The organism is Streptomyces sp. DSM 106670, assembly GCF_055792845.1.
Genome location: NZ_CM147704.1, coordinates 3,359,705 through 3,374,674, shown reverse-complemented (window position 1 = coordinate 3,374,674; position 14,970 = coordinate 3,359,705). Strand labels below are relative to the sequence as shown.

The 14,970-nt window shown below is 72.4% G+C and carries 11 protein-coding genes; 7 read left to right on the top strand and 4 right to left on the bottom strand.

All coding sequences use genetic code 11. From position 1 onward, the window contains the following. The first annotated feature begins 78 nt into the window (after positions 1–78). The 3 genes from ACSMXR_RS14875 (at position 79) to ACSMXR_RS14865 (ending at position 5,109) form a co-directional block, all read left to right on the top strand. Positions 79–1,818 (top strand): N-acyl-D-amino-acid deacylase family protein, encoded by a 1,740-nt coding sequence (locus tag ACSMXR_RS14875; protein ID WP_473172068.1) that lies wholly within the window; start codon positions 79–81, stop codon positions 1,816–1,818. After that, the gene (locus ACSMXR_RS14870) at positions 1,815–3,281 is read left to right on the top strand and encodes an aldehyde dehydrogenase family protein (protein ID WP_473172067.1); all 1,467 of its coding nucleotides are present in this window, start codon (positions 1,815–1,817) and stop codon (positions 3,279–3,281) included. Before ACSMXR_RS14875 ends, ACSMXR_RS14870 begins: the two co-directional genes overlap by 4 nt. 238 nt (positions 3,282–3,519) lie before the next feature. Beyond that, positions 3,520–5,109, top strand: coding sequence for an APC family permease (locus tag ACSMXR_RS14865; RefSeq protein ID WP_473172066.1), 1,590 nt, complete (start codon positions 3,520–3,522; stop codon positions 5,107–5,109). A 43-nt stretch (positions 5,110–5,152) separates the two neighbouring features. Here ACSMXR_RS14865 and ACSMXR_RS14860 read toward each other — a convergent pair whose 3' ends face one another. Next, a complete protein-coding gene (locus ACSMXR_RS14860; protein ID WP_137234124.1) occupies positions 5,153–5,404 on the bottom strand; it encodes a hypothetical protein in 252 nt (83 codons plus the stop codon). A gap of 462 nt (positions 5,405–5,866) precedes the next feature. On the opposite strand from ACSMXR_RS14860, the gene ACSMXR_RS14855 reads away from it, so the two are divergent. Next, positions 5,867–6,235 (top strand): DUF6463 family protein, encoded by a 369-nt coding sequence (locus ACSMXR_RS14855; RefSeq protein ID WP_376188791.1) that lies wholly within the window; start codon positions 5,867–5,869, stop codon positions 6,233–6,235. A gap of 47 nt (positions 6,236–6,282) precedes the next feature. Here ACSMXR_RS14855 and ACSMXR_RS14850 read toward each other — a convergent pair whose 3' ends face one another. Further along, positions 6,283–7,011: a siderophore-interacting protein gene (locus ACSMXR_RS14850; RefSeq protein ID WP_137234122.1), complete on the bottom strand. Its 729-nt coding sequence runs from the start codon at positions 7,009–7,011 to the stop codon at positions 6,283–6,285. A 123-nt stretch (positions 7,012–7,134) separates the two neighbouring features. Here ACSMXR_RS14850 and ACSMXR_RS14845 point away from each other — a divergent pair, with 123 nt between their 5' ends. Next, entirely contained in the window at positions 7,135–10,182 is a 3,048-nt protein-coding gene (locus ACSMXR_RS14845; protein WP_473172065.1) for a GNAT family N-acetyltransferase, read from the top strand. A 78-nt stretch (positions 10,183–10,260) separates the two neighbouring features. Here the strand turns inward: ACSMXR_RS14845 and ACSMXR_RS14840 are convergent, their stop codons facing one another. Together ACSMXR_RS14840 and ACSMXR_RS14835 are read right to left on the bottom strand one after the other, a co-directional pair. Then, complete coding sequence (locus ACSMXR_RS14840) at positions 10,261–10,725, bottom strand: SEL1-like repeat protein (RefSeq protein WP_218526031.1); 465 nt, start codon at positions 10,723–10,725, stop codon at positions 10,261–10,263. Between the two features lie 54 nt (positions 10,726–10,779). After that, the gene (locus ACSMXR_RS14835; protein WP_473172387.1) at positions 10,780–12,333 is read right to left on the bottom strand and encodes a CehA/McbA family metallohydrolase; all 1,554 of its coding nucleotides are present in this window, start codon (positions 12,331–12,333) and stop codon (positions 10,780–10,782) included. A 155-nt stretch (positions 12,334–12,488) separates the two neighbouring features. On the opposite strand from ACSMXR_RS14835, the gene ACSMXR_RS14830 reads away from it, so the two are divergent. Then, a complete protein-coding gene (locus ACSMXR_RS14830; RefSeq protein WP_103513237.1) occupies positions 12,489–13,334 on the top strand; it encodes an LLM class F420-dependent oxidoreductase in 846 nt (281 codons plus the stop codon). Between the two features lie 129 nt (positions 13,335–13,463). Then, positions 13,464–14,948, top strand: a complete 1,485-nt coding sequence (locus ACSMXR_RS14825; RefSeq protein WP_218526032.1) for a peptidoglycan D,D-transpeptidase FtsI family protein — start codon at positions 13,464–13,466, stop codon at positions 14,946–14,948. Positions 14,949–14,970: the final 22 nt, after the last annotated feature.

The window sequence follows — 14,970 nt, the reverse complement described above, 5'->3', positions numbered from 1 at the left end:
GTACGTACCGCGGCCCAAGCGTGCGTACCCCGGCTGTCCCGACCGAGCCGAAGAAGGAACCCCCAGAAGGGAACCGTCATGCTCGACCACCTCATCCGCCGCGCGACCGTCGTGGACGGCACCGGCGGACCCGCGTACACCGCCGACGTCGGCATCCGCGACGGCCGTATCGCCGTCATCGCCGAGCCGGGGACGATCACCGAAGAGGCCGTCACCCGCGAGGACGCCGACGGGCTCGTCCTCGCCCCCGGGTTCGTCGACCCGCACACCCACTACGACGCCCAGCTGTTCTGGGACCCCTACGCCACCCCCTCCATGAACCACGGCGTCACCACCGTCGCGGGCGGCAACTGCGGGTTCACCCTCGCCCCGCTCCACCCCGACCGGCCCGAGGACGCCGACTACACCCGGCGGATGATGTCGCGGGTGGAGGGCATGGCCCTCAAAGCCCTGGAGGAGGGCGTCGACTGGACCTGGTCCACCTTCCGCGAGTATCTCGACGCCCTGGACGGGCGCATCGCCGTCAACGCCGGGTTCATGGTCGGGCACTGCGCCCTGCGCCGGCACGTGATGGGCGCGGACGCGGTCGGCGGGCAGCCGACCCCCGCGCAGATGGACGCCATGCTCGCCCTCTTCCACGACGCCATGGACGCGGGCGCCTGGGGGCTCTCCACCACCCAGTCCGCCACCCACTCCGACGGCGACGGCGAGCCCGTCGCCTCCCGGCACGCCCTCCCCGAGGAGCTGCTCGCCCTCTCCCGGGCGGTCGGCGAGCACGAGGGGACACAGCTGGAGGCGATCGTCGCCGGGTGCCTGGACCAGTTCTCCGACGAGGAGATCGACCTCTTCGTCGACATGACGGCCGCCGCCGGACGCCCGCTCAACTGGAACGTCCTCACCATCGACGCCGCCGTCCCCGAACGCGTACCGCGCCAGCTGATACCGAGCGAACGCGCCCGCGCGGCCGGGGGCCGGATCGTCGCCCTCACGATGCCGATCCTCACCCCCATGAACATGTCGCTCGGCACCTTCTGCGCCCTCAACCTCATCCCCGGCTGGGGCGAGATCCTGGCCCTGCCCGTCCCCGAGCGGATCGAACGGCTCCGGGACCCCGCCACCCGCGCCGAGATGCTGCGCCGCGCCGACAGCAAGGAGGCCGGCGTCTTCCGGCGGCTCGCCAACTTCGGCCGGTACGTCATCGGGGACACCTACAGCGCCGCCAACGAAGGGCTCAGCGGGCGGGTCGTCGACGACATCGCGGCCGAACGCGGCCAGGACGCCTTCCACTGCCTGGTCGAGATCTGCGCCGCCGACGACCTGCGTACGGTGCTGTGGCCGATGCCCACCGACAACGACCCGGACTCCTGGGCGCTGCGGCAGCGCACCTGGGAACACGAGGACGTCATGCTCGGCGGCTCCGACGCGGGCGCGCACCTGGACCGGATGTGCGGGGCCCCGTACACCACCCGCTTCCTCGGCGACTGTCTGCGCGGGCGGAAACTCGTCCCGCTCACCGCCGCCGTCAAGATGCTCACCGACGACCCCGCCCGGCTCTTCGGGCTGCGCGAACGCGGCCGGATCGAGGAGGGCTTCCACGCCGACCTCGTCCTCTTCGACCCCGGGCGGATCGACGCCGGACCCGCCACGCTCGTCCACGACCTGCCCGCAGACAGCCCGCGCCTGGACTCCAAGGCCATCGGGATCGTCTCCGTACGCGTCAACGGCGTCGAGACCCTGCGCGACGACAAGGTGACGGGGGCGGTGCCGGGGACGGTGCTGCGCTCGGGCCGTGACACCCGGACGGTGAGTACGGCGTGAGCCCCGACCGACCCGCGAAGCTGTTCATCGGCGGCGAGTGGACCGAACCCGCCGACGGGCACTACGAGGTCATCGACCCCGCCACCGAGGAGGTCGTCGGCCTCGCCCCCGAGGCGAGCCGGGCCCAGGTGTACGAGGCCGCGGCGGCGGCGAGAGCGGCCTTCCCGGCCTGGTCGCGGACCCGGCCCGAGGAGCGCGCCGCGATCCTGGACCGTACGGCGGACATCATCCAGCGCGACTTCCTCGCCCACGCCGAGATCGCCCGGCGGGAGAGCGGAGCCACCGCCTCCACCGCCCGGGGAATGCAGGTGGGGGTGGGCATCGCCCGCTTCCGGCGGTACGCGAAGGGCGCGCTGGAGCCGGTCGAGGAGGCCGTCGCGCCGCAGATCAACGAGGCCGGGCCGATGGGGCGGGCCGGGGTCTTCGGGGCGCTGGCCGTCCGCCGGCCGGTCGGCGTGGTCACCTGCATCACCTCGTACAACAACCCCTGGGCCAACCCGGCGGGCAAGGTCGCGCCCGCGCTGGCGATGGGCAACACGGTCGTGGTGAAGCCCGCCCCGCAGGACCCGCTCTCCGTCTACCGGATGGCCGCCGCCCTCGCGGAGGCGGGCGCTCCGCCGGGCGTGGTGAACGTGGTCACCGGGTCGGGCGCACCGTCCGGTGAGGCCGCCGTCGACTCGCCGGACGTCGACATGGTCAGCTTCACCGGCTCCACCGCGGTCGGGCAGCGCATCGCGGAGGTGTGCGGGCGCGGCATGAAGCGGCAGCTGATGGAGCTGGGCGGCAAGGGGGCGGCGATCGTCCTCGAAGACGCGGATCTGGACTCCGCGGTCGCGGGCATCGGCACGACCTTCTCCTTCTACAGCGGACAGATCTGTACGGCTCCGACCCGCGTCCTGGTCCATCGGTCCCGCCAGGACGAGCTGATCGCCGCGCTCGCCGCGTACGCGAACGCACTCACCGTCGGGGACCCCGCCGACCGGGCCACGGTCGTCGGCCCCGTCATCTCCGCCGCCCACCGGGACCGCGTCGAGGCGTATGTGGAACTGGGCCGGAAGGAGGGCGCACGGGTCGTCACCGGCGGCGTCCGCCCCGCCCGTCCCGACCGGGGCTTCTATGTGGCCCCGACCCTCCTGGCCGACTGCACGCGGGACATGCGGGTCGTGCGCGAGGAGATCTTCGGCCCGGTCGTCGTGGTCGTCCCGTTCAACGACGAGGAGGAGGCCGTCGCGCTGGCCGACGACAGCGACTACGGCCTCATCGACTACGTGTGGTCCGGCGATGTGGCCCGCGCCTTCCGGATCGCCCGCCGGCTGCGGGCGGGCGGGGTCGGCGTCAACACGGTCGGGCGGAACATGGAGGCCCCGTTCGGCGGGTTCAAGAAGAGCGGGGTGGGGCGGGACGTGGGCTCGTACGCGCTGCACGCCTACAGCGAGACGCAGGCGATCGTCTGGCCCGGCTGAGACGCCGCGAGGCCGTGGCCCGAGCGCCACGGGAAAATTTTGAACCTACGCAAAACGGACAGTGCTGCGATTACCGTACGTCGTCGCGCTCGGTCGAGTGGCATGCATTGCAAGGTTTCACGTCAGCGTGACCTTGAATTGATGCAGCGTTCATGGAGGAATGGCTGGCATATCCAAGGGTGAGACACGGGAGTCTCATCCTCCGGATATGGATATCGCAGCGCATAGCGTCCTTCTCATGACTCAGCTGGACGCGCGGCCACGGGCCGGAGACACGGTACGGGGAAGCGCCCCGGCCGACGGCGGTGACGGCGGTGACGGCGGTGTACGGAGCAAGGGGCTCGGCGGGAACTCCGTCGGACTCATGGGCAGTGCCGTCATCGGCGTCTCCACCGTCGCCCCCGTCTACTGCCTGACCTCCACCCTCGGCTCCACCGCCGGCGAGGTCGGCGTACAGATGCCCGCCGTCTTCCTGGCCGGGTTCCTGCCGATGCTGCTCGTGGCCTTCGCCTACCGCGAGCTGAACAAGGCGATGCCCGACTGCGGCACCTCCTTCACCTGGACGGTGAAGGCTTTCGGCCCGCGCGTCGGCTGGATGTGCGGCTGGGGCCTCGTCATCGCGACGATCATCGTGCTGTCCAACCTGGCGGGCGTCGCCACCTCGTACTTCTGGCTGCTGGCGGGCGAGATCACCGGCAGCGCTTCGGTCGCCGCCCTGGACGACAGCAAGCCCGTCCACATCATCACCTGCCTCGCCCTCATCGCCGTCGCCACCGCGATCAGCTACCGGGGCATGACCGCCACCAAGGGCATCCAGTACGCCCTGGTCGGACTCCAGTTGGTCGTCCTCGCCCTGTTCGTGACGATGGCCCTGAGCAAGGCGGGCAGCGGCGGCCCGGACTTCGCGTCCTCGCTCGACTTCTCCTGGTCCTGGCTGAACCCCTTCGCCGTCCAGTCCTTCGCCGCCTTCACCGCCGGACTCTCCCTCTCCATCTTCATGTTCTGGGGCTGGGACGCCTGTCTGACCGCCAACGAGGAGACCACCGGCAGCGAGAAGACCCCCGGCCGCGCGGCCCTCATCGCGATGGTCGTCCTGGTCGGCTCCTACCTCGCCACCGGCATCGCCGCCCAGATGGCCGTCGGTTCCGGCACCTCCGGGCTCGGCCTCGCCAACCCGGACACCTCCGACAACGTCTTCGCCGCCCTCGCCGGACCGGTGATGGGCCCCGGCCTCGGCGTCCTGCTCTTCCTCGCGGTCCTCGCCTCGGCCGCCGCCAGCCTCCAGACCACGTTCATCCCGGTCGCCCGCACGGTGCTCGCGATGTCCGCGTACGAGGCGATGCCTGCCTCGTACGCCAAGGTCCACCCCCGCTTCAAGACGCCCGGCCGGGCCACGATCACGGCCGGCATCGGCACCGGCGTCTTCTACACCGTGATGACCCTGGTCAGCGAGCACGTCCTGGTCGACACCATCTACGCGCTCGGCCTCATGATCTGCTTCTACTACGCGCTGACCGCCTTCGCCTGCGCCTGGTACTTCCGCGCCGAACTGACCCGCTCCGCCCGCGACCTGGTCTTCAAGGGCCTCTTCCCGGTCGTCGGCGGCATCCTGCTCGCCGCCGTCTTCGCCAAGACCCTCTACGACATGTGGGACCCGGCGTACGGCTCCGGCTCCTCGGTGTTCGGCGTCGGCTCGGTGTTCGTCATCGGGGTGGGCCTGCTGCTCCTCGGCGTGGTCCTGATGATCGCGATGGAACGCCGCAGCCCGGCGTTCTTCCGGGGCGAGGTCCTGACGAAGGAGACCCCGGCGTTGGTGGTTCAGGACTGAGGCCGTCGGCTGCCAGGGCCTGCCGGCAGTTCGACGACAGGCCCTAGCCCGCTTCCTCCGGCGTCTCCCCGGGCTCCGTCCGCCCCGGCACCGCGACCTGCCTCCACGGGCGCTGGGTTCCGGTCACGAAGGGCGTGGCCCGGTAGACGTCCCGTCGCCAGACCGTGGCCCCTTCTCCGTAGCCCGGGAGCGCTTCGGCGGCCTCTTCCAGGCTGTCGAAGATGTACTCCTTGCCCGTGCCCGTTCGGATCTTCCACTCCGGCATGGGCATACCCGCGAGTCCGATTCCGGTCATCGATTCGCTTCTCTCATTGACTTGCTCCTGTTGTTCCGACGGGAATTCCGGGCCGTTGCCACGAACGTTCACGGAGACGGGCGGGCGAATGGTGCGCAGGCCCGGTCCGTCGAGTCTCGCACCGACTCCGACGAGTGCGCCACCATGGCCCGGGGCCCCGGATCCTCCCGAGGAGAGGTCCGTAATTCCGTTTTGCCCCCAATTTGCTTTCCATGTGAACGACATTCGCCTGCGGCGTGGAGGGGTGACGGAAGGTCAAAGGCGTTGCCGGTTCGCCGATCGGGCGATGAGTTTCCGCTTTTCCGGGATTCCGTTCGCCATCCTTTTCCGGCCGGGGCAGGAATGAATCGTATGCGGAGGTTAATGTCACGGAACTCGCGGAGGGAATTCTGCGTCAGGGGGCGTGGGCCGGGGCTCGGCGGAAGCCGCGTCGGGCCGTGCGGGAACTCGTACGCTGAGGCCATGACGCGTACTTCTGCGGGACGCCTGCTCCAGGTGGTCGGTGTCGCCCATGGCGCCATCGGTGCGGTGATCTACCGCGATGTGTTCGCCGACATCGGCCGCGGGCCCGTCGTTGGCTCCGTGCCCGACCGGGGTGATCGCGCCGCCGCCTTCTGGTTCATGGCCGCCGCCCCCACCCTCTGGCTGGGCGGCCGGCTGCTGCGGTCGGCGGAGGAGCACGACGACATCCCGGCCCAGCGCGTGGCCGGTGTCGCCCTGGCCGCCGTCGGTGTCGTGGGCACGGTGGCCATGCCGAAGAGTGGGTTCCCGAGCCTGGTGGGGATCGGCGGGGTGTTGCTGCGCAGGTCGGCGCGGTCCGGGGACGCGTAAGGGCCCCGGCGGGTGCCGGGGCCCTTCGTGGGTGGTGCCGTCAGGCGCTACGGCCGCCAGTAGCCCAGCGCGTTCACGCGGTCCTTGGGCAGGCCCAGCTCTTTGCGGAGGTACGCCGACAGGGTCCGGGTGGTCGAGGTGTCGCAGGCGACCCAGACGTACGCGTCGGAGTGGTCGTCGCCCAGCAGTGCCGGCAGGGCCGCCTTCACCTCGGTGACGAGCTGTCCGCCCGCCTCGCGGCGCTCCACGTGGTGCAGGGTGTGGTGGGCCTCGTCGAGGCGGAACGGCAGTTTCCGGTCCTCCTCGTGCGCGGTCTCGAACCAGATCGTCGCCGGGGTCGACGGGATCGCGTCCAGCAGGGAGTTGATCGCGGGCAGCGCCGCCGCGTCACCGATCACGAAGAGCCGCGAGGGCGCCGGGTCGGGCAGCGTGAAGCCGGTGCCCTGGAGCGTCGCGTCGATCGTGTCGCCGGCCTTCGCCTCCCGCGCCCAGGTGCACGCGGCCCCTTCGTGCAGGGCGAACTCCAGGCTGAAGGTGCCGGCCTCGGGGTCCGGGTCGACCAGGGTGTAGGCGCGCTGATGCGGTTTGCCGTCCTTCTCGAACCACAGCCGCACCCACATCGTCGGATGGGCCCCGCCGGTCGCGGCGAGCAGCCCGCCGTCGGTCACGTGCACCCGGCGGAAGCGGTCCGTCACCTGCTCCACGCCGGTCACCGTGAACGTGAAATCGCGCCCCCGGAACAGTTTGAGAACGACGCCTTCCCAGCCATGCCCCACGGTGTCTCCTGCCTCGCCCCGGTGCCCCGGCCCACTGCCCAAAGGGTCACTTTGGTTAGGCTAACCTAAATTTCGGGGGCTGGGGAGTGGCTGAAAAGCACCGGAAGTGGGGATGGGCAGGCGATGACCTCCGACGTCGACAGCGAGAGACCGGGCGAGAGATCCAGCGGGATACCCGGTGAGAGATCCGGCGAGAGATCCAGCGGGGGACCCGGTGAGGGGCTGGGTGCGCGGGCCGGTGAGAGACCTGGCCGGGGGGCGGGTGACGCCTTCGAGGTGTTCCGCGACGACTGGGGGATCCCACACCTGCGGGCCGCCGACGCCCTCGCGCTGGCCCGCGCCCAGGGGCATGTCACCGCCCTCGACCGGGCCTGGCAACTGGAGACCGAGCGGCACCGGGTGCTCGGCACCTCCGCGTCCCACCTCGGTGCGGAAGCCGTCGACTGGGACCGGTTCGTCCGGCGGGCCCGGATCGCCGACACCGCCCGCCGCTGTTACGACCGCCTCGCGCCGGAGACCGCCGCCTGGGTCCGGGCGTACGTCGACGGCGTCAACGAAGGCCTCGCCGAAGGGGCCTCCCACGCACCCGAGTTCGCCGCGGTGGGCCTGGCCCCCGGCCGCTGGGAGCCCTGGACCCCGCTCGGCGTCTGGCTCTCCACGCACATCCTGTTCGCGGGGTTCCCGACCAAACTCTGGCGCGAGGAGGTCGCCCGCCGGCTCGGCGAGGACCGTACGACCCTCTTCGCCACCGACGGCCCCGGCACCGCCGGCAGCAACGGCTGGCTGCTCACCGGCGCCCGCACCGCCACCGGAGCCCCGATCGTCGCGGGCGACCCGCACCGCTTCATCGAGGACCCCGGCGTCTACCAGCAGATCCGCCTCGCCTGCCCCGAGTTCGACGTCGTCGGCCTCGCGGTCCCGGGCATCCCCGGCATCGCCCACTTCGGGCACACCGGCCATGTCGCCTGGGCGATCACCAACGCCATGGCCGACTACCAGGACCTCTACCGGGAGCAGCTGCGCCGCACCCCGGACGGCGGGGTCGAGGCGCTCGGCCCGGACGGCTGGTACCGCGCCCACGCCCACACCGAGACGATCGAGGTGGCGGGCGCGGACCCGGAGCCGGTCGAGGTGATCGAGACGGACCGGGGGCCGGTGATCATCGGAAGCGATCCCGGGGCCGGGGGGCCTGCCGACGGCACCCGTTCCGGGAGCGGGGAGCCCGCCGACGGCGCCCGTTCCCAGGACGGTGAGCCCGCGGAAGGTGCCCACCCCCGGTCCGGTGAGCCTGCGGAAGGTGCCAGCCCTCGGGCCGGGGAGCCCGCCGACAGCGCTTGCCCCGAGCCCGGTGAGCCCGCCGGTGACACCTTCATCAGCCTCCGCTATCCGCCCCGCGTCACCGGCGAGCTCGGCTTCGACGTGCTGCCCGCGCTGCTCCGGGCCCGTACGGTCGCCGACCTCGACACCGCCCTCGACCGCTGGGCCGAGCCCGTCAACGTGGTCCTGGCCGCCGACACCGCCGGCGGCACCCTGCACCGGGTCGCCGGACACGTCCCGGTGCGCCCCTACGTCAACCGGCTGCGGGTCGTCCCGGCCGAGGACCCCGCGTACGTCTGGCGCGAGGGCGAGGCCGTCCCCCTGCCCCGTACCGACGTGGACGGCTCCGACGGGATCGCCGTCATGGCCAACGAGCGCGGCCTCGCCGCCCCGCTCGGCGTCGAGTTCGCGCCCCCGCACCGGGCCCGCCGGATACGGGAGTTGCTCGGCGCGGACACCGACTGGACCCCGGACGCCCAGGCCGACGTCCACACCGACACCCGCCTCGCCTCCTCCCGCCCGCTGCTCTCCCTGCTGGCCTGGGCCCCCGACCTCGGACCGGCCGCCGACCGCCTCCGGGACCGGCTGCTGCGCTGGGACCGCCACATGGACGCCGACAGCACCGACGCGACCCTCTACGCCCGCCTGCGCACCGACGTCGTCCACCGGCTGGCCGGCCACCCGGCCCTGAAGGGCGTCACGGGCGCGGACGACCCCTGGCGCTCGACCGCGTACCCGGCGCTCTTCCGCCCCTGGCTCGCCGCCGTGCCCCGGATCGGCTACGCCCTGGAGAGCCTGCTCTCGGCCGGATTCCTGCCGTACGAGGACCGGTTGGCGCTGGTCGCGGCCTCGGCCGAGGCGGTCGCGGCGGCGGCCGATGAGACGCCGCCGGGCCCGTGGGGCGAGCTGCACCGGCTGTCGCCCTGGCAGGCGCTGCCGGACCGCACGCCCGACGGGCCCGGCGGCTCCGGCGCGGACGGGATCCGGCCGGGGCTCGCGGGCGACCACGACTGTGTGCTGTCCACCTCCAGCGTCCCGGGCGTCACCGACCTGTTCGCCCGGGGCCCGGCCGCCCGTTACGTCTGGGACCTGGCCCGCCGCGAGGACAGCCGCTGGGTGGTCCCGTTCGGCGCGTCCGGAGTCCCCGGATCCGCCCACCACCGCGACCAGACGCCCCTGTGGGCCCGGGGCGCGTTCGCCCCGGTGGTCACCGACTGGAACCTGCTGCACCGCACGACGCACCATCCCGAGGAGAACCCCGCCGTGACCACTGACGAACCCGTCGCCCCCGCCCTCCGTGCCGCCGTTCACGAACAGAAGGTCGAGGGCTTCGGAACGGTCCGGCTGGTCCCGGTCGCCCCGGCGGCCGATGCCGGTCTGCTGCACGGCTGGGTCACCGAGGAGCGGGCCCGCTTCTGGGGCATGGGCGACCACACCCGCGAACAGGTGCGGGAGATCTACGAGTTCGTCGACTCGCTCCCCACCCACCACGCCTACCTCGCCCTGCGCGACGGGGTTCCGGCCGCGCTCTTCCAGACGTACGAGCCGGACGCCGACCCGGTCGGCGAGTGCTACGACGTACAGCCCGGCGATGTCGGCATCCACCTGCTGATCGCGCCCGCCGAGGGCGAGGGCGCGGTGAAGGGGTACACGGACGCGCTCCTCACCGCGTTCATCGGCTTCGTCTTCAGCGAACCGGCCCATCTGCGGGTCGTCGTCGAGCCCGACGCCCGCAACGAGAAGGCCCTCGCCCGGATGGTCCGGATCGGCTTTGAGCTGGGTCCGGAGATCGTGAAGCCGGAGAAGACGGCCCGGCTCGCGTTCCTGACGAGGGCGGCGCTGGGACTGGCGTAACGGAGCAGTGCACAGCGCAGCACTGCGCTGCACAGCACGCAGCGGCGGGGCGGGGCCGGCCGTGGCCCCACGGTGTTCCTACGGTGTGGGGTCCGCCCCGTCCGGGTGCAGTGCGCCGCCCGGCCGGAACAGCCGCTTGGCCACGGCGTGCCCGCCCTCCGCCGCCTTCCGGAACCACGGCTCCGCCGCCGCCAGGCCCTCGCGCTGCTCGACCAGGCGGCCCAGCTCCCACATCGACTCCACGTCGCCGGCCTTCGCCGCCTGCCGCAGCAGCCGCTCGGCCGTGTCGGGCCGCCCCTCCGCCCGTGCGGTCAGGGCGAGCGTGCGCAGCCCCCGTACCGCCCGGGCGTCCCCGGCCGCGGCCGCCGCCGCGAGCTCGCGCGGATCGGCCGGACGGCGGGAACGGTTCCGCAGGACCAGCAGGATCCCGAGCACCCACATGATCCAGCTCAGGCTGATCAGCGTGCCGTTGCCGGTGAAGACCCCGGTCAGGCTCAGCGCGCCGCCCGCCGGCAGCAGGAAGTACCCCAGCCCCGGTCCCATCGCAGTTCCTCTCCGTCCGGCACCCGCTACGCGTGCTCCGTCCCTTCCCCCTTCTCAGCCTTCCGTACCGGCCTCCGCGTCGAGGAAGACCGGGTTGGTGAGGGCCGCGAACGCGCCCGGCAGCCCCGGCACGGCCGGAGCGTGCCGGACCTCGGCGCGTACGTACGCGGCGTGGGCGGGAGTCGTACGCCACTCCACCACGCCCGCGCCGGACGCGGGCAGCGGGGTGGTCAGCAGCGGCCCCTGATCGGTGACCAGGCGCACCGTGCAGTCGGCGGACGCCCCCGTCACCTCCAGCCGCACGGTCACCGGGGCGTCCGCCGCCGCCCGCAGCCGGCCGCCGATGCCCGCGTGCCGGCCGCGCCCGTCCGTCGCGCCGAAGGAGAGGGAGAGGGCGGCGGACTCGGAGAGGTAGGAGCGTCCGGCCCGGATGCCGGCGAGGATGTCCTGCCGCGACAGCGTGTCGGCCAGGACGACGGTCTGCGGATGGCCCACGCGGTCGGGCTCGCGGTGCGCGTCGCTGTTGCCCAGGGCGGGAAGCCAGCGCCCCGGCCCGTCGCGGACGTCGCCCGGGTTCCGTACGGCGGCCACCAGCGTGTTGTCCCACTCCGCGAGGGCGATCTCGTCGTCCGGGGTCCAGGGCCCGTTCCACACCTCGACCGCGTCCGCGTCCGCGAGGCCGAACTTCCAGTTGCAGCCGATGCAGGTGGCGTGCGGATGGGCGGGCACGACGAGCCCGCCGGCCCGGCGCACCTGGCGCGCGTACCGGCCGAAGCGGTCGTCGCGGGCCCGGTAGCGCCAGTCGACGAAGACGCCCGGATCGGTGCCGACGGCCAGCACGTGCCCGTTGCGGGTGGTGATCTCCTCGCCGGTCAGGATCAGCAGGTCGTCGCCCCACAGCCCCTCCCATGCGGCGTGCGCGGAGGTGGTGTTGTGCTCGCTGCTGTTGATGAAGTCGAGCCCGGCGGCCCGCGCGGCGGCGGCGACCTCGGCCGGGGTGCGCCGCCCGTCGGAGTGCGTGGAGTGGAGATGGCAGTCGCCCCGGTACCAGGCCCGGCCGCGCCCCTTGGCCCGCTCGGGCGGATGGACGGGTGCGGGGGTGGCGGCCGTCCGGCCGAAGCGGAGGGTGACGGTCACCTCGTACGGGAGGCCCTCGGGGGCGACGGTGTAGGGGGCCAGGGCGATGTGCCAGACGCCGGGGCGTACGGGGCCGGGGAGGTAGCCGGGGGTCGCGGAGTCGGACCGGACGGAGAACGAGGAGCGGGCCCCGCCCGACCAGCCGCGGAAGCCGCGCCCGCCGAGCTCCGTACCGCGTTCGTCGAAGAGGCCGATGTCGAGGGCGTTGCCCTGGACGCCGGGCGGCACGGGCGGCTTGTCGTAGGTGTACGAGACGGCGAACTCGGCCACCCCGTCCGGCACTTCGACGGGCAGGTACACATAGTCGGGAGCCCCGACGGGCAGCGTTCCGCGCACGGTCCGGGTGCGGTGGGGACCGTCGGGGCCGGACCCGGGGCGGTCCTCGGCTCGGGCGAAGCTCACGGTGGCCAACGTTAGGCCGGTGGCGGCGGTCGCCGCGAGGAGGCCGCGCCGCTTCATGCCGGTGTTCATGGCGGTGTTCGTGACGGGGTTCATGGCCGTCACGGTCTCGGATTCTGCCGACATACGGCTTACGTTGGCGCTTCGCACGGACGACGTACAGAAGGACGACGTAACAAGACGGCGTACCGGCGTACGGAACGACGACGACCACGGAGGTGGCTTCGATGCGGATTTCCACCACGATCTTCCTCACCGACGAGACGGTGACCCCGGTCAGGCTCGCCCGCGAGCTGGAGCAGCGGGGGTTCGGCGGGCTGTATCTGCCCGAGCACACGCACATCCCGGTGAGCCGCCGCACGCCGTACCCGATGGGCGGTGACCTGCCCCGCGAGTACGGCCGCACGCTGGACCCGTTCGTCGCCCTCGGCCAGGCCGCCGCCGTCACCGAGCGCCTGACGCTGGGTACCGGCATCACGCTGGTCGCCCAGCACGACCCGATCGACCTGGCCAAGCAGGCGGCCACCCTGGACCACCTCTCGGGCGGCCGGTTCACGCTCGGCATCGGCTACGGCTGGAACGTCGAGGAGGCGGCCGACCACGGGGTGGAGTGGGCGACGCGCCGGGACCTGGGGCGGGACCGGATGGCTCTGATGCGGGCCCTGTGGGCGGACGAGCCGACCGGTTACGAGGGTGCGTTCGGGTCGGTGCAGCCGAGCGAGGCGCACCCCAAGCCGGCCCAGCGGCCCCGGGGCCCGGTCAACGGCCCGCGCACCCTGATCGGCGGCGGGGCGGGCCCGAAGCTGTTCGCGCACATCGCGGAGTACGCGGACGGCTGGCTGCCGATCGGCGGCGGGGGCCTCACGGAGTCGCTGCCGAAGCTGCGGGCGGCCTGGGAGGAGGCCGGGCGCGACCCGAAGGACCTCCAGGTGGTGCCGTACGCGGTCCTGCCCAGCCCGGGGAAGCTCGGCCACTACGCGGATCTGGGCATCGAGGAGGTGGTGCTCCAGCTGCCCCCGGCGGACGAACCGGAGGTCCTGCGGACGCTGGACGCGTACGCCGCGTACCTCTGACCCCTGCGCGGCGTATCTGTGAGAAAGGGCGGCCCGGGGCCGCCGGTGCAACCGTGCCCGCGTACAAGGCATCCTTACTCACCGGGGATCGCATACGCGGGCCGGAGGCCCGCCCGGGTGGGGAGTGGAATGAACAGGCCGTTGCGGCACATAGCCATCTTCTGCGGGCTGCTGGTGCTGGCCCTGCTGCTGCGGGCGAACTGGCTCCAGCACGTCGACCGCCAGGAACTGGCCCAGCACGAGAAGAACGCCCGCGTGCGGTTCGAGCGTTTCGCCACCCCGCGCGGCGACATCATCGTCGGCGGCAAGGCGATCACCGGGTCGAAGGAGACCGACAGCAAGGACTACGCGTTCCGCCGGACCTCCAAGGACGGCCCGATGTACGCGCCCGTCACCGGTTACGCCTCCCAGGCCCGCGGCACCTCGCTGCTGGAGCGGACCTACGACAGCATCCTCAGCGGCCAGGACGACCGCTTCGCCTTCCGGCACGCCAAGGACGTCCTGACCGGTCAGCCCCGGCGCGGCGGCGACGTCATCACCACGATCGACGCCAAGGCGCAGAAGGCCGGCTACAAGGGGCTGACCGACCTGGGCGCCCGGGGCGCGGTCGTCGCCCTGGATCCGAGCACCGGCAAGGTGCTGGCCCTGGTCTCGACGCCCTCGTACAACCCGGAGGTCTTCGCCGGGATCTCGTTCAAGGAGAGCGACCGCTTCACCGCGCTGGAGAAGGAGAAGGGCAAGCCGCTGGCCAACCGCCCGCTGCGCGAGACCTACCCGCCCGGCTCCACCTTCAAGATCCTCACGGCCGCGGCGGCGCTGGAGCACGGCGTGGTCACCGATGTGGACGCCCGGACGGACGCGGTCTCGCCCTACCCGCTGCCGCTCTCCACGAACAAGATCGGCAGCGAGGCGGGTGACGCGGTCTGCAACAAGGCGTCGATGAAGACCGCCATGCAGTACTCGTGCAACAACGTCTTCCTCGACGCGGCCGCCGAACTGGGCGAGGACCGGATGCGGGAGACGGCGGAGAAGTTCGGCTTCAACGAGGACGTGTACGCGGAGGAGTTCGGCGACCTGCTCGCCACGAAGAGTCTCTACCCGCCGAAGCTCGACAAGCCCGGCACGGCCCTCACCGGCATGGGCCAGGGCAGCCTCACCAGCACCCCGATGCAGATGGCGATGGTCACGGCGGCCCTGGCCAACGACGGCAAGCTGATGCAGCCCTACATCGTCGACGAGCTGCGCGGCCCGGACCTCTCCACGCTGGAGAAGAACGAGCCGATGGAGATGAGCCAGGCCGTCTCGCCCGAGACGGCGAAGAAGGTCCAGGAGATGATGGAGCACACCGCGAAGGAGGGCAGCGCCCAGCGCGCCCTGATCGACGGTGTCACGGTCGGCGGCAAGACGGGCACCGCCCAGCGCGGTGTGGACGTCCGCGACGAGGTGCCGTACGGCTGGTTCGTCAGCTACGGCAAGAAGGACGACGGCCGTTCGGTCGCGGTCGCGGTGTTCATCGACCCGACGGACATGGACATCTCCCGCTCCGACATCTCGGGCGGCCGCCTGGGCGCGCCGATCGCGAAGAGCGTGATGCAGGCGGTGCTGGGCGACTAGGGGCCATCCCAGCCCTTCCGGG